This is a genomic window from Frigoribacterium sp. ME-P-080 (genome assembly GCF_030209595.1).
Classification (GTDB): domain Bacteria; phylum Actinomycetota; class Actinomycetes; order Actinomycetales; family Microbacteriaceae; genus Frigoribacterium.
In genome coordinates, this window is sequence record NZ_JARVRR010000001.1 from 1 (window position 1) to 15651 (window position 15651).

16 protein-coding genes are annotated in these 15651 nt (G+C 73.8%); 2 read left to right on the plus strand and 14 right to left on the minus strand.

Annotated features, from left to right (window positions below; all coding sequences use genetic code 11):
• Window positions 1–81: 81 nt before the first annotated feature.
• From QRN23_RS00005 to QRN23_RS00025, 5 genes are all read right to left on the minus strand, one after another.
• Window positions 82–1344: a HipA domain-containing protein gene (locus tag QRN23_RS00005; protein WP_285061852.1), complete on the minus strand. Its 1263-nt coding sequence runs from the start codon at window positions 1342–1344 to the stop codon at window positions 82–84.
• Entirely contained in the window at window positions 1337–1567 is a 231-nt protein-coding gene (locus QRN23_RS00010; RefSeq protein WP_056043935.1) for a helix-turn-helix domain-containing protein, read from the minus strand. The genes QRN23_RS00005 and QRN23_RS00010 overlap by 8 nt, the downstream gene beginning before the upstream one ends.
• A gap of 119 nt (window positions 1568–1686) precedes the next feature.
• On the minus strand, window positions 1687–2655 hold the full coding sequence (locus QRN23_RS00015; RefSeq protein WP_200413148.1) for an aldo/keto reductase: 969 nt from the start codon (window positions 2653–2655) through the stop codon (window positions 1687–1689).
• Complete coding sequence (locus QRN23_RS00020; protein ID WP_123571394.1) at window positions 2652–2882, minus strand: hypothetical protein; 231 nt, start codon at window positions 2880–2882, stop codon at window positions 2652–2654. Before QRN23_RS00020 ends, QRN23_RS00015 begins: the two co-directional genes overlap by 4 nt.
• On the minus strand, window positions 2879–3808 hold the full coding sequence (locus QRN23_RS00025) for a helix-turn-helix transcriptional regulator (RefSeq protein ID WP_082460081.1): 930 nt from the start codon (window positions 3806–3808) through the stop codon (window positions 2879–2881). The genes QRN23_RS00020 and QRN23_RS00025 overlap by 4 nt, the downstream gene beginning before the upstream one ends.
• Before the next feature lie 191 nt (window positions 3809–3999).
• Here QRN23_RS00025 and QRN23_RS00030 point away from each other — a divergent pair, with 191 nt between their 5' ends.
• Window positions 4000–4749, plus strand: coding sequence for a GntR family transcriptional regulator (locus QRN23_RS00030; protein ID WP_043594651.1), 750 nt, complete (start codon window positions 4000–4002; stop codon window positions 4747–4749).
• A 94-nt stretch (window positions 4750–4843) separates the two neighbouring features.
• Here the strand turns inward: QRN23_RS00030 and QRN23_RS00035 are convergent, their stop codons facing one another.
• From QRN23_RS00035 to QRN23_RS00060, 6 genes are all read right to left on the minus strand, one after another.
• Window positions 4844–6043 (minus strand): alcohol dehydrogenase catalytic domain-containing protein, encoded by a 1200-nt coding sequence (locus tag QRN23_RS00035; RefSeq protein WP_285061861.1) that lies wholly within the window; start codon window positions 6041–6043, stop codon window positions 4844–4846.
• Window positions 6040–6807, minus strand: coding sequence for a phosphonatase-like hydrolase (locus tag QRN23_RS00040; protein WP_159824743.1), 768 nt, complete (start codon window positions 6805–6807; stop codon window positions 6040–6042). Before QRN23_RS00040 ends, QRN23_RS00035 begins: the two co-directional genes overlap by 4 nt.
• Entirely contained in the window at window positions 6804–8105 is a 1302-nt protein-coding gene (locus QRN23_RS00045) for a TIGR03364 family FAD-dependent oxidoreductase (protein WP_285061864.1), read from the minus strand. The genes QRN23_RS00040 and QRN23_RS00045 overlap by 4 nt, the downstream gene beginning before the upstream one ends.
• Window positions 8102–9832: a phosphonate ABC transporter, permease protein PhnE gene (gene phnE, locus QRN23_RS00050; protein ID WP_285061865.1), complete on the minus strand. Its 1731-nt coding sequence runs from the start codon at window positions 9830–9832 to the stop codon at window positions 8102–8104. The genes QRN23_RS00045 and phnE overlap by 4 nt, the downstream gene beginning before the upstream one ends.
• Window positions 9829–10653 (minus strand): phosphonate ABC transporter ATP-binding protein, encoded by an 825-nt coding sequence (gene phnC, locus QRN23_RS00055; RefSeq protein WP_285061866.1) that lies wholly within the window; start codon window positions 10651–10653, stop codon window positions 9829–9831. Before phnC ends, phnE begins: the two co-directional genes overlap by 4 nt.
• A 109-nt stretch (window positions 10654–10762) precedes the next feature.
• Window positions 10763–11689 (minus strand): phosphate/phosphite/phosphonate ABC transporter substrate-binding protein, encoded by a 927-nt coding sequence (locus QRN23_RS00060; protein ID WP_285061868.1) that lies wholly within the window; start codon window positions 11687–11689, stop codon window positions 10763–10765.
• Window positions 11690–11915: 226 nt separating this feature from the next.
• Between QRN23_RS00060 and QRN23_RS00065 the strand changes: the two genes are divergently transcribed.
• Complete coding sequence (locus QRN23_RS00065; RefSeq protein ID WP_200413440.1) at window positions 11916–12254, plus strand: hypothetical protein; 339 nt, start codon at window positions 11916–11918, stop codon at window positions 12252–12254.
• 35 nt (window positions 12255–12289) lie between these two features.
• Here QRN23_RS00065 and QRN23_RS00070 read toward each other — a convergent pair whose 3' ends face one another.
• The 3 genes from QRN23_RS00070 to QRN23_RS00080 all read right to left on the minus strand — a co-directional run bounded on the left by QRN23_RS00070 (window position 12290) and on the right by QRN23_RS00080 (window position 15648).
• On the minus strand, window positions 12290–13213 hold the full coding sequence (locus tag QRN23_RS00070; protein WP_056043961.1) for an EamA family transporter: 924 nt from the start codon (window positions 13211–13213) through the stop codon (window positions 12290–12292).
• A 288-nt stretch (window positions 13214–13501) separates the two neighbouring features.
• The gene (locus QRN23_RS00075) at window positions 13502–14470 is read right to left on the minus strand and encodes a hypothetical protein (protein WP_159824731.1); all 969 of its coding nucleotides are present in this window, start codon (window positions 14468–14470) and stop codon (window positions 13502–13504) included.
• Window positions 14467–15648, minus strand: a complete 1182-nt coding sequence (locus QRN23_RS00080; RefSeq protein WP_201298890.1) for a zinc-dependent alcohol dehydrogenase family protein — start codon at window positions 15646–15648, stop codon at window positions 14467–14469. The genes QRN23_RS00075 and QRN23_RS00080 overlap by 4 nt, the downstream gene beginning before the upstream one ends.
• Between the last annotated feature and the right edge of the window lie 3 nt (window positions 15649–15651).

Below are 15651 nucleotides of genomic sequence, written 5' to 3' on the forward strand. Positions count from 1 at the left end.
GGGGGGGGGGGGGGGGGGGGGGGGGGGGGGGGGGGGGGGGGGGGGGGGGGGGGGGACCGTCCGCCGCCCACCGCCTGCGACCTAGCTCCAGCCCCGACGCGACGCGTTGGCCGCGACGGACTCGGAAAGCGTGGCGGCGAACGGCTCGTCGATCTGCGCGGCGGCCACCTCGAAGGCCTCGGCGACGCCGCCGACGATGCGCCGGTACCGATGCACCGCCTCGTCCGCGGGGATCGCGAACGACCTCGCGGCGTCACGGAACTCCGGTTCGCCGATCGAGTCGAGCGCGTACTCGTCGCCGATCGACATCGCCGAGCGCAGGGGGGCACCGCCTCGGGTCGGATAGGGCGAATGTGAGCCGAGGTCGTAGAGCGGCGCGAGTCGAACGTCGGAGCCGCTCAACGTGAGCGAGTAGTTCTTCGCGTGTGCGTCGGTGTTCTGGGAGGCCACGGTGAACACGAGAGCCTCGAAGAGTGCTCGCTGCGTGACGGAACGGACGCCGTGGTCGGGTATGTTCTCGGCGACGACCCGGGCGATCTGCCGAACGGACGGCCCGCCCTGATCTTGGTACTTGTGTGACGGGTCGACGCTCATGGCCTGGCAGAAGTCCTCCTGGTGCAGCCGGTGCCACACTCCGTCCCGCTCGACGCGATCGAAACGCCGGGTCACGAAGACGTGAGTGCCCGCAGCCGTCCTCATCAGCTCGTGGTCGGCCACCTCGAGTCCCAACGCCCGGGCAGCAGCCATCGACACGAACTCGTTCACGTCATGGTCGGGCAGAGCGGCGGCCGTCGGCTTGAGGATGTGCGTCGTCGGGGTGGAATCCCGGGGAACCCCCCAGGAGCCGTCCGGGAACCGGAACAGCGCCACCTTGCTCTGCGCCCCGGCCAGCGACCAGCGACCGCCGTGGTCGTCCCTCCCCCAGGCTCCCGGATCACGGGACGCACTGGCGAGGAGGACGGCGACGTCGTCATCGGTGAGCCGCTCGACGTCTCCCGTCCGCGATGCGGCATCGCTCGACGCCTCGTCGGGAGGAAGCAGCTGCACGGCACCGGCAGCGTCGCGCCCGACGCTCTCGAGCAGGCGGAACGGGTGTTGGCTCGTCCGGTACCGACTGGCGAGTTCGGCGAGTCGTTCGGGGCTGTCGGGCAGCAGGCCCGCGAGGAACGGACCGGCCGCCCGGGAAGGCCACTCGGCGCGGGTCGGCCGCATGGAGAGCGACATCGGGGTCGGGGTCGCCTGTGAGCGGTAGTCGCCGTCGTACGCGAAGGTCACCCGACCGGACGCGTTCATCGCGAAGGTTCCCGCGAGAGTCCCGTCGAGATAGGCGAGCAGGTCAGCCATCGGCCTGCCCCGGCTCACGCTCGGAGGCCTCGAGGACGATTCCCAGTGCCTGCAGCGCGTCGAGCACCAGGCGGAGCTGCGCCGTCCCCTTGCCGGCCTCGAACCTGTTCACCCACGCACGGCTGACACCCATCGTCGTCGCCAGGCGATCTTGCGACCATCCGAGCGCGATTCGCCGCTCGTGCACGAGGTCGCCCACGGCGAAGACGGTGTCGATTCGCATGTGGCCCTCCGAGGTCGCCGACTCCTGTAGCCGATCGGCTACAGGTTAGCGACGTAACCGATCGATTACCAGACCATCCCGTGACCGATCGATCACACGATCGAGATGTGGCCGTCCGGTCACCACCAGAACGGTGACTGCGGCCGGTAGGGCTCCTCGAGGCGGCGGACGTCGTCGTCGGTCAGCTCGACGTCCAGGGCGGCGACGGCGTCGGCGAGGTGGTGCGGCTTCGTCGCGCCGACGATCGGCGCCGAGACGACGGGGTTCCGCAGCACCCACGCCACGGCGACCTGGGCCATCGACACCCCGTGCTCGGCGGCGACCTGCTCGACGGCGTCGATGATCGGGCCGTCCTCGTCGGCGTCGAAGGCCTTCGCGACCTCGTCGACGGCGGACCGCTCGGTGGTCGCGCCACGCGGTCGCGTCAGCCGCCCCTTGCCCTGCGGCGAGTAGGGCACGAGCCCGACGCCGAGGTCGGCGCAGAGCGGGATCATCTCGCGTTCCTCCTCGCGCTTCAGCAGGTTGTACTGGTCCTGCATGGTCGAGAACGGCGTCCAGCCGTTGACCACGGCGGCGGTCTGCATCTTCGCGAACTGCCAGGCGAACATGCTCGAGGCGCCCGTGTACCGGACCTTGCCTGCCCGGACCAGGTCGTGGAGCGCCTCCATCGTCTCCTCCACCGGGGTCTCGGGGTCGAAGCGGTGGATCTGGTACAGGTCGACGTGGTCGGTGCCGAGTCGCGTGAGCGACGCGTCGACCTGCTCGAGGATCGCCCCGCGTGACAGACCTGCTCCCCCCGGACCGTCGTGCATGCGACCGCTGACCTTCGTCGCCAGCACGACGTCCTCGCGGCGGGAGTACTCGCGCATCGCGCGGCCGACGAACTCCTCGCCGGTGCCCTGCTGGTAGACGTTCGCGGTGTCCCAGAAGGTGACCCCGAGCTCGACGGCCTGGCGGAAGAACGGTGCCGAGGCCGCCTCGTCGAGCGTCCACGAGTGCAGGCCCCGGGTGGGGTCGCCGTAGCTCATGCAGCCGAGGCCGATGCGGCTGACCTTCAGCCCTGTGCTGCCCAGACGGGTGTACTTCACGGTCGTGCCTCCTCGGCGTTCGGGGGTGGTTGGTTCTCCATGGTGGCGGAGGCCTCTGCGGCGTCGGTCGCGCCGGGCGCGCGGCGGTGGAAGAGCGCGGCGATCGCCCAGGGGCCCGGCTGGAGACGCACCGCCATCTCGTCCAGCACCCGCGCCTCCTGCTCTCGGTCGCGCGTGAGGTCGGAGATCTCGCAGGAGGCGCGCCACCACATCGCGAGGCGGCTCACGATCCGGCCGCCTCGCGCGGTCCGCTCGCGACGTCGGGTCGGTCCGGGGCGTCGGCGCGGACGACCGCCGGGTCGGCCTGCGGCGCCGCCCAGCTGGCGAGGAGGCGGAGGCGCTCCTCGGTCGGCGAGCCGGGCTCGGCGCTGTAGACGAGGAAGTTCAGGCCCGGGCGGCCCATCGGCTCCATGGCCTCGTAGACCATGTCGAGCTGACCGACGACCGGGTGGTGGAAGCGCTTCTGGCCGGACGTGTGGTGGCGCACCTCGTGGGCGCCCCAGCGCACGCGGAACTCGTCGCTGCGGGTGGACAGTTCGCCGATCAGGTCGTGCAGGGCGCGGTCGTGGGGGTCGCGGCCGGCCTCGGTGCGCAGGATCGCGACGTTGATGTCGGCGGCCACCGACCACGACGGGTAGAAGGCCTCGGCCTGCTCGCGGTGCAGGAAGACGAAGCGGGCGAGGTTGACCGGCCGCTCGTCGAGGGCGTAGAGGTCGGAGTAGAGCGCGCGGAAGAGTGCGTTCTCGGCGAGGACGTCCATGCGCCCGTTGCGGACGAACGCGGGCCCGGCCGTGACGGCGTCGAGCACGAGCTGCATGCTGCGCGAGACGGTCTCGGGCGGACGGCGTCGTCGCCGGGCGCGCACGGGCGACTCGTTCGCGGCACGGGCGAGGTCGGCCAGGTGCTCGCGTTCGGCGTCGTCGAGCAGCAGGGCGGTCGCGAGCGAGTCGAGCACGACCTCGGACACCCCGCCGAGGCGCCCGCGTTCGAGCCGCGTGTAGTACTCGACGCTGACGCCCGCGAGCAGCGCCACCTCGCTCCGCCGCAGTCCGGGCACGCGGCGTCCGGGGCCGCCCGGCAGCTCGACCTGCTCGGGCCGCACCCGCGCCCGTCGGCTGGTCAGGAAGTCGCGGATCTCGCTCTCGGTGTCCATGCCCTCGACGCTACGACAGGGGCGGGTCGCGGTGGGAAGCCCTGGTGGTGACCCCCTCGGCGCGACGACGGGATGAACCCCGTTCGCGAAGGAGAACCCCGATGAAACGGGGTTCGTCTTCGCGAACGGGGTTCGTCGTCGCGACCGGGGCCCATGACGAGCCCGACCGCACCGCTCGGTAAGATCCGCACGTGCCTTCGACCCTCTACGAGCAGATCGCCGACGACCTGCGGCGGCGCATCCTGAGCGGCGACCTCGCGGTCGGCGACGACGTGCCGAGCGAGGGCGAGCTGGCCGAGCAGTGGCGCACCTCCCGCGGGCCGATCCGCAACGCCCTCGCCGCCCTGCGCTCCGAGGGCCTGGTCGAGACCCGGCGCGGCCGCCCGGCGCGGGTCGTCGCACGCAAGGCGCACCACCCGGTCGACGTGTCGATCCCCTTCACCAAGTGGGTGCGCGACGTCGGCGGCGAGCCCGGCGCCCGCACGCAGGAGGTGTCGCTGCGCCGCGCCGACGACGACAAGGCCCGGTCGCTCGGCATCGAGCCGGGCGCCCTCGTGGTCGACGTCGTCCGGCTGCGACTCGTCGACGGCCGCCCGACCATGCTCGAGCGCCTGACCTTCATCGAGGAGGTCGGCCGCGTGCTGTTCGACGTCGACCTCGACACGGTGTCGATCACCGAGTACCTCGACTCGCGGGGCTTCGGCTACGCCGACATCGACCACGAGATCGACGCGGTCGCCGCCGACGAGCTCGACGCCGAACTGCTCGGGGTCGAGCCCGGCACGCCGATCCTGCGGCTGCACCGCATCACGCGCGGCCCCGACGGCCGCACCTTCGAGGCCTCGGACGACCGGTACCGCAGCGACATCGTCCGCTTCACCGTCTCGGCGTCGGGCCGGGCCCGCGAGGGCGACCACTTCATCCGCGCGATCGGCCCCTGAGCGGCGCCGACCCGCACCCCTCCCGCGTCCGCGGACGCAGGAGGCAGGACGCAGGAGGCGCGGGGCAGCCCCCGCAGGCCGCCACCGCCCCCGGTCACTCCGGCCGGACGCCCACCCGCACCGACCCGCCGGCGGCGGCCGCCGCGATGCCGGCGTCGAGGTCGCGCAGGGCGACGACCTCGCCCACGAGGGCGTCGAGCGGCCAGGCCGCGTGCCTCCGTTCGACGAAGCGGGCGGCCTCGACGAGGTGCCGCGGGGCGTAGTTGTGCACGCCACGGAGGGTCACGAGACGTCGGACGACGCTCTCGGCGTCGAGCGGCACCGCCGGGGCGGGGAAGACGCTGCCGACGAGCACGGCCACGCCGCCGACGCCCAGCGCGGCGAGCGCCGAGGCCACGGCGTGCGGCGACCCCGAGGCCTCCACGGCGACGAGCGGGGCACCGCCCGCGACGGAGAACGCGGCGCTGAGGCCGTCGTCGGAGTCGGGGGCAGCCGTAGGGTCGACCGTCGCGACCGCTCCGAAGCGGACGGCGAGCCGACGGCGGGCGGGATCGGGGTCGACGACGACCACCCGGGCCCCGGCGTCGGTGGCCAGCGCGGTCGCCGTGAGGCCGATCAGCCCGGCCCCCGTGACGAGCACCACGGCACCGTCCAGGGGCACGATCGCCGAGGCGGCGTCGAGGGCCGCCACGGCCGTCGCCGTGCCGCACGACACCGGGGCCAGCAGCTCGGCGGGCAGGTCGGCCTCGACCGGGACGATCGCCGTGCCCGACCGCACGTGCACGTGCGTCGCGAAGCCGCCGCTCAGTTCCCAGCCCGTGACGAGCCGCTCGTGACCGTACTTCCGCACCGACTCGCACTTCTGCGGCAGGTCGCGTCGGCAGGTGGCGCATCGACCGCACGAGACGGTCAGCGACCAGACGACGCGTTGCCCGGCGGCGAGCGGCGCCCCGTCCACGGCGACCGCCCCCGGCCCGAGGGCGACCACGCGACCGACCTGCTCGTGCCCGAGGACGAGCGGGGCGGGCGCGCTCCGGTCGCCCCGGGTGGTGTGCACGTCCGAGCCGCAGATCGTCGCCAGCTCGACCTCGACGAGGGCGTCACCGGGCTCGAGGACGACCGAGGGCACCGCGACGGCCTCGTGCGGACGGCCGGGTTCGAGCCACACCATGGCGGTCGGGGCCGGGTCGAGGGGCAGCGCGGCCGGGGAGGTGGGGTCCGTCACGGACGCGACCCGCGCCTCCTGGTCCGTCGTCCGCGGCGGCACCCCCGTCCGCGGCAGGGCGGTGGTCACGCGACCGCGGTCGTCGACGCGCCGGCGGCCGCGACCCCGGCGAAGGCCGGCAGCCCGACGAGGTCGCGGACGCTCTCGAGCACGACGTCGGCCCCCGCGGCGAGCAGCTGCTCGCGGGTGTGCGCGCCGGTCGTCACGCCGACGACGAGGCCCGCACCGGCGGAGCGCCCCGAGAGGACGTCGCTGACGGTGTCGCCGACGACCGCGACGGCGGCGACCGACGAGGCACGGGTGCGCAGCAGCGCGGTCAGCACGAGGTCGGGTGCGGGTCGGCCGCGGCCGGCGTCGACGGGCGAGAGGGCGGCGTCGACCGTCCAGCCGAGCGCGTCGAGCAGGCGGTCGCGCGTGACGGGCGAGAAGCCCGTGGTCAGGACGACCGAGACCCCGGAGGCGCGGAGTGCGTCGACGAGGTCGCCCGCGCCCTCGATCGGCTCGACTCCCGACTCGTCGACGAGCTCGCCGTAGGCCACCTCGAACTCGTCGTTCGCGCGCTGCGCGAGCGCCTCGTCGCCCCCGGTGAGGTGCCGGAAGACCTCGATCTTGGAGCGGCCCATCGTGTCGCGGACGTACTGCAGGGCCTCGTCGCGACTCAGCGTCGGGCCGAGGTCGACCCGGTCGGCGACGCGGGCGAAGGCCTGCTCGACCACGCCGTCGTCGACGACGGTCGTGCCGGCCATGTCGAGCACGACGAGCTCGATCGGGGTCGCGGCCTCGGCGGCGGGGGTGCCGGACGAGGCGGGGGTGGTGGCGGTCGTGGTGCTCATGCGGTGGGGCTCTCTGTGAGGGGCGAGGGGACGGCCGAGGTGACGGGCGAGGGGACGGTCGAGGTCGGGGCGGGGCGGTCGAGCGCCCGGTCGCGCCCGCCGTCGAGGTGTGCCCCGACGACGTGCTCGGCGAGACCGAGCCCGGTGGTCATGCCGATGCCGGTCGAGACGACCGTGACGAGCACGCCCGGGGCGACCTCGTCGACGACGAACTCGTCGCGGCCCGAGGCGTAGACGCCCTGCCACCGCTCGGTGACCACCGGCTCGGCGCCGAACAGCACGCGGAACTCGTCGAGGAAGGCGTCGGCGATGCCTTCGTCCTGGAACGGCGCGATCGCGGCGCCCTTCCGGTGGCTGTCGCCGACGATCACCGACCCGTCGGGCAGCTGCGTGTACATCTGGTTGAGGTCCATCGCGGCCAGGTCCGGGCGCTCGGCGTGCAGTCGGGACCGCACCGCGTCGGCCGCTCCGGTGCCGGCGAACGCGCTGTAGCGGATCAGCGACCAGCCGGTCAGCAACGGGGCGACGAGCGGACGGACGAGGTCGGCCCGGACCCGCAGCATGTCGAGGCCGCAGCGCTCGAGGGCGTGTCGGTCGGCGAGGTCGGGCAGCAGCTGGTCGAGGTCGTGGTTGGTCGCGACGACGACCGTCCCGGCGTCGATCGGACCGCGGCTCGTCTCGACCCGTCCCGACGAGACCGACCCCACGGAGGTGCGGGTCAGGAAGCGCACCCCTCGCGTCTCGAGGTGCCGGCGGATCGCGTCGGCCGCCTCCCTCGGGTCGACCTGCAGGTCGTACGGGAGCAGGGCGCCGCCGACGACCGCACCGGGAGCCACCGGGGCCAGGGACGACAGCTCGGCCGCGTCGAGCCGCTCGATCTCGGGCCGGTCGCCCAGCACGCGGTCGGTGCGGGCGAGGGCCAGCTCGTCGAGCAGGTCGAGCTCGTCGACGTGTCGGGCGGCGACGAGCGTGCCGCGCCGGGACAGCCAGAAGCCGGCGTCGCGGGCCAGCCGCAGCCAGAGCTCGCGGGCGGCGAGGGCGTGGCGGCGGGCCTCGCCGCTCTGCGGGGTGAGGCAGAGGTGGCCGAAGTTCCGCACGGTCGAGCCGCCGATCACCGGGGAGCGGTCGACGACCAGCACCGAGTGCCCCCGGTCGACGGCGGCGAGGGCGGCACCGAGGCCGACGACGCCCGAGCCGACGACGACCACGTCGTTAGGTGCCGCCGCGTGCCCTGCCGCCGCGGTCGGGGCCGCGGAGTGACGGGCCGTGCCGTGGGCCGTGTCGTGTGTCGCGGTCATCGGAAGACCCTCCGCATCCAGATGGCGAGCCCCTCGACGGCCAGGACCGTGACGAGGATCATCAGCACGATCGCCGTGACCGTCCCGTAGTTCGAGCCCTGGCTGGCGTTGAGCAGGTAGTAGCCGACTCCCCCGGCACCGACGATGCCGAGCAGCGTCGCGGCCCGCAGGTTGGTGTCGAGCATGTAGAAGGTGTGCCCGATCAGGGCCCGGGTGCCCTGCGGCAGGGTCGCCCCGGCGTAGACCTGCACGCGACTCGCCCCGGTGGCCGAGAGGGCGCGCTCGGGGCCGGGCGAGACCTCCTCGAACGAGTCGGCGAGCAGCTTGCCGAGCAGCCCGACGCCGCCGAGCGCCAGGGCGAGGGTGCCGGCCTGCGTGCCGAGCCCGGTGACGACGATCAGCACGATGGCGAGGATCACCTCGGGCACCCCGCGGATGCCGACGAGCAGCAGGCGCATGCCGCTGCGCGCCCCTCGGCTCGGGGCGACGTTGCGGGCCGCGAGCGACCCGACCACGATCGAGGCGACGAGGGTCAGCACGGTCGCGGCCAGCGCGATGGCGATCGTCTCGCCCATGGCGGCGACCATCGTCGACGCCTCGTAGCTGCCGAACGACGGCGGCCAGAACTGCGTCGCGACGGCGGGCACCTTCGCCCAGACGGTGACGAGGTCGGACCAGGCGATGTCGCAGACGGCGATGCTCGCGACGACCACGGCGACCGCGAGCCACCCCCACGCGACGGTGCGTCGACGGGCGCGGTCCCACGGTCGGCGGAGCGCGGACTCGACGGTGGCGGGCACGGGACGCGACGGGACGGGGTGACCGGCACCGCGCCTCCTGGTGGCCCGTCGGACGACGCGGTCGCCGAGACCGCGGCCGGTCGGCGCGATGCCGAGCATGGTGGCGCGGACGCTGCTCGAGACGATCTCCATCACGACGCAGAGAACGAAGATGACGAGGGCGTAGCCGAGGCCGAGGCCGTAGTCGAGCGACTTGAAGGCGAACGACATCTCCATGCCGAGGCCGACGACCCCGACGTAGCCGAGGATCACGCTGCCGCGGAGGTTGATGTCGTTGCGGTGCAGCACGGTCGCCACCCACGACGGCAGCACCTGGGGCAGCACGCCGGCGGTGAACTGCTGGAGGCGGCTGCCCCCGGCGGCACGGACGGCGGTGCGCGGACCCTCGTCGATCTGCTCGATCGCGTCGGCGAAGAGCTTCGAGATCATGCCGACCGAGTGCAGGCCGATGGCCAGGATGCCGGGCAGCGTGCCGAGCGAGAAGAGCAGCACGAACACCATGGCGAGCACGACGTCGGGCACGGCCCGGGCGAGCACCGTCACGAAGCGGGCGGCCGCACGCCACGCGGGGCCGGGGGTGGTGTTCGAGGCCGCGAGCACGGCGACCGGCACCGACAGGACGGCGGCGAGCAGGGTGCCGCAGATCACGAGGCCGAGCGTGAGGGCGGTGAGCTGCAGCAGCTCGCCGAGCGGGGGGAACTCGATCGCCCCGACGCGGCCGAAGAACCGCTCGGCGTTGGCCCAGCTCTGCAGCATCCGCGCGGGGTCGATGTCGACGCTGCGCAGGGCGACGAGGCTCGCGACCAGCAGGGCGACGAGGGTGAGGCCCGCCGCGACGCGCTCGGGCGAGACCCGGCGACGAGGAGGCGCGGTGACGGGAGCGGGGGCCGCCCCGGTCGTGCGCGGGCGCTCGGTGACGGCGGTCATCGGACGGCGTCCCCGGCGAGTTCGAGCTCGATGGCTGCCATCTGGTCGGTGCTCGTGGCGACGCGGCCGTAGATCTCCATCACCTGGGCCTTCGACAGGCCCTCGGTCCCGGTGTCGAGCACGACCCGACCGTGGCGCAGCCCGACGATGCGGTCGGCCCACGAGAGGGCGAGGTCGACCTGGTGCAGGCTGCAGATGACGGTGAGGCCCTCGTCGGCCGCGATCTCGCGGATCAGCGCCATCACCTGGTCGCTCGACTCGGGGTCGAGCGAGGCGACGGGCTCGTCCGCGAGCAGCACCTGGGGGCGCTGCATGAGGGCCCGGGCGATGGCGACGCGCTGCTGCTGGCCGCCCGAGAGGGTGTCGGCGCGCTGGTAGGCCCGGTCGAGCAGGCCGACGCGCTCGAGCCGGGCGAGCGCCTCGGCCTTCGCGGCCCGGCCGTACGACCAGAGCCCGAGCCGGGGCCCGCGCACGGTGGCGAGCGAGCCGGTCAGGACGTTCTCGAGCACGGTCAGCGACGGCACGAGTTCGAACTGCTGGAAGATGAACCCCACCTCGCTGCGCAGCCGCCGCAGGGCCCGCCCGGTGAGCTCGGTGACCTCGCGGCCGAGCACCGTGACGCGGCCGTCGGTCGGCCGTTCGAGGCCGTCGACGTGACGCAGCAGGGTGGACTTGCCCGAGCCGGAGAGGCCCAGCAGCACGACGACCTCGCCGCGTCGGACGCTGATCGAGGCGTCGTCGAGCGCGAGGGTCTCACCGAAGCGCTTGGTGATGCCCTCGAGCCGGACGACGGTCTCGGCGGGGGCGGTGTGCGGGGTCATGTTCGTCTCCGGTTCGTCGTGCTCGGGCCCCGGGACGTCGCCGGGACCCCCACGCGTGCGCGAGGGTCCCGGCGGGTTCCCGGGGTGGGGAGGTGCTACGTCGTGCGGGTCAGGCCTTGCACTGCGACGCGTTCGTCTTCTCGCAGATGTCGCGGATCTGGTCGTAGTACGCGTCGTCGACCGGGGTGGTCTGGAAGAACACGGCACGGAAGCCCTCGCTGTCGGCACCCTCGATGCCCGCGGCGACCATGTCGTCGGCGGTGACGTTCGAGAGGATGTCCTTCAGCTGGGCCTTGACGTCGTCGGGCAGCGAGTCCGACTCGACGATGGGCGCGCCGGGCACCATCTGCTCGTCGATCATCTCGACGGCATCGCTCTTGGCGACCTCGCTGTCCTCGGCGAAGCCGGCGTCGCACTCGGTGCCCTCGCCGACCTTCTGCACGCTGACGTCGTGCTTGCCCGCGAAGACCGGGGTGATGTCCTTCTCGGGGTCGATGCCGGCCTCGAGCAGCGCGTAGCTCGGGAAGAGGTAGCCCGAGGTCGACGACGGGTCGACGAAGCAGATCTTCTTGCCCTTCATGTCGGCGATCGACGTGATGTCGCTGCCCTTCGGCACGATGGCCTGCGAGTAGTAGCCGGGCTCCTGGCCCTCGGCCGTGGTGATCGACGAGATCGGGGTGAGCTCGGCGCCGTTGTTCGTGGCGGTGACGTAGGTGAAGCCCGAGAACGAGGCGACGTCGATCTGGCCGGCGATGCTCGCCTCGATCAGGGCCGCGTAGTCCGTCGACTCGTGGTACTCGACCGTCTTGCCGGTCTCCTTCGCGATGTAGTCCATCAGCGGCTGGTAGTTCGTCTCGGTGTCGACCGAGTCGGGCACGACGCCGAAGACGAGGGTGCTGTCGTCGACCGCGTAGCCGCCCTCCGCGTCGGACGAGCCGGTGGCCGAGGAGGCGGGGGTCGAGCAGGCGGACAGCGTGACGGCGAGCAGGGCGGCGCCGACGAGGGCGGTCGCGGCGCGGGGACGGCGGAGGGTCATGACGGCCTTTCGGGTGGGAGCAGGACGTGACGATGGTGGCACGCGCCCGACCGACATAGGAACCTATCTTTAGGCCCGTTCAACGAGAGTTCACCTCTTGTCTGCCTAACCTGGGCGAGCCGCCCGCGGGACGGGACGGGGTGCCGTCCCGGCCATGGCGGGTCCAGGTGCGGCGGTCTACCCTCGGACCACCACCCCGCCCTGCTCCCGCGACGAAGGCCTCCGCATGCGACACGACGACGGCACCCCCGACTCCCCCGGCGACGACCTCGCGACCTGGTCGGACGAGGCCCACCGCGAACTCGAGCTGCTCGTCGCCCGTGACCGCGAGGCCGAGCAGGCTCGGCAACACGAGGCCGAGCGCGTCGCGCGGGTCGAACGGGCCGCCCGCCTCGAGCAGGAGCGCCGTCGCCGTGAGGCCGAGCTCCCGCCCGAACTGCGCGACGCCGACGACGAGCCGTACGACGGCGGGCCGAGGCGCCGACTCGTGATGGGGTCGTCGAAGGTGCTCGCCGCCGTCGCACTGCTGGCCGCGGTCGCCGTCGCGGTGACCGGGTTCCTCTAGGCCGACCCGCGCCTCCTGGGCTCGTGCGACGCCCGTCAGAGGGCGAGCAGGGCGATGCCGCCGAGCACGACGCCCGAGGCCGCGAGCCGCTTCACGAGCGAGCCCTCACGCAGGACGAGCGCCCCGAACACGGCCACCATCACCACGCTCGTCTCGCGGGCCGGGGCGACGAGGGCGACCGGAGCCGTCCGGATCGCCGTCAGCACGAGGATGTACGACAGCGGCGACAGCACGCCGAAGGCCAGCACCCGCGGCCAGTGGGCGCGGGCGACCGCGACGAGCTCGCCCCGACGCCGGCCGAGCGACGCGCTGTAGAAGACGACCTCGGCGAGCGTCACGCCGACCATGAACGACACGGGCGAGAGGCCCCAGGTGCGCAGGGCGTGGGCGTCCCAGATCGTGTAGCTCGCGATGGCGAGGCCGGTGAGCAGGCCCCAGGCGATGCCCGGGTCGAGGCGACGGCGCGCCGGGCCGGGGGCGGCCGGCGTCGACGCGGTCGACGGCCCGTGCAGGAGGCGCGGCGCCGGAGAGCCGGTCGGCCGCCGGTCGATCAGCCCGGTCGCCACCACGCCCGCGACCACCACGGCGATGCCCACCACGGCCGTCGCCGAGAGCTGCTCGCCGAGCAGCAGGACGGCGAGGCCGGCGCTGACCGCCGGGCCGCTGCCGCGTGCCGTCGCGTAGACGGTCGACAGGGTGCCGACGGCGTAGCCGCGCTGCAGCACCGTCATGTAGACGACGTGCAGCACGGCCGAGACGCCTGCCCCCACGGCGAGGCCGCCGACGCTCGCCCCGAGGCCGCCCGTGAAGGGGACGACCGGCAGCCAGAGCACGGTGCTGGCGACGGCTCCCCACCAGAGGAAGGGGGTGCCGAGGCGGCTCACCCCATGGGCGACGACGTTCCAGCCGGCGTGGCAGACGGCGGCGGCGAGGACGAGCAGGAGGGCGGTGGTGGACATGCGAGGACCCATCGGCTCGGCGCGGGGCGCGCCGAACGGGTCCTCCAGGCTTTTGTCCGTTCAGATGACGGCCCGGCGATGGCGCCCGACCGTGGCGCCGCTCGGACCAGTCGGATCGTGGGACCCCGGAACCCTAGGCGCTGTCGCGGTCAGCGTAGGGGCGGCGGGTGTCCGGGAGGTGAACCGTGCCGCGCTGCACCCGGTTTCGAACGATGCACCCGGAAGCTTCGGGGTGCATGGTTCGGAACTGGGTGCGAGGGCGATGGCCGGAACGGGATCGGGAGCGGCTCAGCCTTGCTGCACCGACCACGCGACGTCGAGGCTCGTGGCCTCGCCCGGCGCGAGGGTGACGAGCGGCCCCAGCACCTCGAGCTCGACGAGGTGCGCCGAGGGGTGCAGGTCGCCCAGCTCGCCGATCGGCGACGCCGTGGGGCGCTGCAGCCAGATCTCGACCTTCGAGCCGCCGTCGGGCCAGGTGCCCCCGGCCGCTGGCTCGGTGGCGAGCGTGAGCGTGGTGCCGTCGGGGTCGCGGTAGGCCGCGGAGCCCGACGCCTCGGGGTAGCCGCGCTTGGCCACGCCGGTCCCGACCGGCAGCAGCACGTCGTCCTCGTGGCGCGACGACGTGACGTCGCCCTCCCAGCCGCCGAGGTCGAGCTCGACGGGAGGCGCGGCGTGGGCGACGACGACCGCGGCGTCCTCGAGGGGGCGACCCGCGCCTCCTCGGGTGTCGACCTGGCAGACCTCCCAGATCGACCAGGTGCGCGGGACGGCCGAGACGTTGGTGAAGGTCGCCGTCTGGCGGAACCCGGCGCCGACGGCGGGCACCGTGAAGCGGCGCTCGACGCGGAGACCCGATCGGGCGTCGTCGGCGCTGGTCAGCACCACGGTCGCGGCCCCGTCGTCGAGCTGCCACCCGACCGCCCACGGCCCCGAGTCGAGCACGGGGTCGGGCGGGCCGGCCCACTCGTCGGGGCCCGACCAGCCCTGCGGCGCCGGCCAGGTCTTCGAGCCGCCCACGTTGGCCCAGGTCGACATGTCGCCGTCGCCCGCCGGCCACGCGGCCACGGGGACGACCGGTGCGAGGTCGGCGTCGACCAGATCCGGGTCGCGCCAGAGCCGCTCGCGGCCGTGGGCGACCAGCGACAGCAACCGACCGCCCCGGGTGGGTGCGAAGACGAGCTCGAGGTCGGGCGTCGTCACCCGCAGCAGCGGCAGCTCGGGCGTGCCCGCCTCGACGACGGCCGGTCGGGACGTCACGCGCGCGGAGCCGGTTCGCGCGCGCCGGCCTCCTCGCGCACGGGCGCACCCGCCGGGATCAGCACGACCTTGCCCGTGGCCCCGGCCGCGGCGATCCGGTACGCCTCGTCGGCGTCGGTCAGCGGGAGCCGGTGCGAGACGACGATCTCGGGGCTGAGGCCGTCCGCGGCGATCATGCGCGCGACGTCCTCCATGCCCTGCACCGAGGTGACCCACGACGCCGTGAGGGTGAGCTGCTTGTGCAGCAGGGTGTCCGAGACCTCGGTCTCGAGACGCCCGCCCTCGCCGAGCAGGCCGACGCGACCCCACTCGGCCGCGGCCTCGACCGCGGTCAGGCGGCCGGGCGTGCTGCCCGAGCAGTCGACCGTGACCTGGCAGCCGACGCCAACGGTCAGGGCCAGCACGTTCGCGACCGCGTCGCCGTCGGCGAGGACGACGTCGTCGACCAGGCCGGTCGCCCGGACGAACTCGATGCGCTCGGGCGACCGCTCGACGCCGATCACCCGGCGGGCACCGAGCATGCGGCCGAGCATCGCCGCGGCGAGGCCGACCGGCCCGAGGCCGACGACGAGCAGGTCCTCCCCGCCGTGCACGCCGGTGCGGCGCAGGCCCTCGTAGGCGGTGCCGAATCCGCAGGCGATCAGGGCGCCGTCGACGAACGACAGCCCGTCGGGCAACGGCACGCAGGTCGACTCGTCGACCAGGACGTACTCGGCGTGGCCGCCGTCGCGCTGCCAGCCGTACGACGCCTTGTTCGGCTGGTCGGTGCAGCTGATGAAGTAGCCCGAGCGGCAGTTGCGGCAGCGTCCGCAGCCCTGGATGTGGTAGACGATGACGTCGTCCCCGACGCCGAAGCGCGTGACCCCGGGGCCCGCCGAGACGATGCGGCCGCTCGGCTCGTGGCCGGCGACGACGCCCTGGTAGGCGGGGGCGCCGTCGAGGCCCTTGTGGGTCTTGTAGCCGTGGTAGATGAAGCCGATGTCGCTGCCGCAGATGCCGCTCGCGCCGACCTGCACGAGCACCTGCCCGGGGCCGGGCGTCGGCACGTCGTGCGTCCGCAGCTCGGCGGTGCCGTCGCCGGGCAGGAACACGCCCTGCATGGTGCCGGAGGGGGACGAGGAGGCGCGGGTCGCGTCCCCGGCGGAGGACGCGGTGGCTGAGGGTGCGGTGGTGGTCATGGT

Bases quoted from the DNA above. Each gene is read 5' to 3' on its own strand.
- QRN23_RS00040 (WP_159824743.1), bottom strand. From the start codon at position 6,807: ATGAGCACCACGACCGCCACCACCCCCGCCTCGTCCGGCACCCCCGCC.
- QRN23_RS00070 (WP_056043961.1), bottom strand. From the start codon at position 13,213: ATGTCCACCACCGCCCTCCTGCTCGTCCTCGCCGCCGCCGTCTGCCAC.
- phnC (WP_285061866.1), bottom strand. From the start codon at position 10,653: ATGACCCCGCACACCGCCCCCGCCGAGACCGTCGTCCGGCTCGAGGGC.
- QRN23_RS00005 (WP_285061852.1), bottom strand. From the start codon at position 1,344: ATGGCTGACCTGCTCGCCTATCTCGACGGGACTCTCGCGGGAACCTTC.
- QRN23_RS00080 (WP_201298890.1), bottom strand. From the start codon at position 15,648: ATGACCACCACCGCACCCTCAGCCACCGCGTCCTCCGCCGGGGACGCG.
- QRN23_RS00060 (WP_285061868.1), bottom strand. From the start codon at position 11,689: ATGACCCTCCGCCGTCCCCGCGCCGCGACCGCCCTCGTCGGCGCCGCC.
- QRN23_RS00045 (WP_285061864.1), bottom strand. From the start codon at position 8,105: ATGACCGCGACACACGACACGGCCCACGGCACGGCCCGTCACTCCGCG.
- QRN23_RS00010 (WP_056043935.1), bottom strand. From the start codon at position 1,567: ATGCGAATCGACACCGTCTTCGCCGTGGGCGACCTCGTGCACGAGCGG.
- phnE (WP_285061865.1), bottom strand. From the start codon at position 9,832: ATGACCGCCGTCACCGAGCGCCCGCGCACGACCGGGGCGGCCCCCGCT.
- QRN23_RS00065 (WP_200413440.1), top strand. From the start codon at position 11,916: ATGCGACACGACGACGGCACCCCCGACTCCCCCGGCGACGACCTCGCG.
- QRN23_RS00025 (WP_082460081.1), bottom strand. From the start codon at position 3,808: ATGGACACCGAGAGCGAGATCCGCGACTTCCTGACCAGCCGACGGGCG.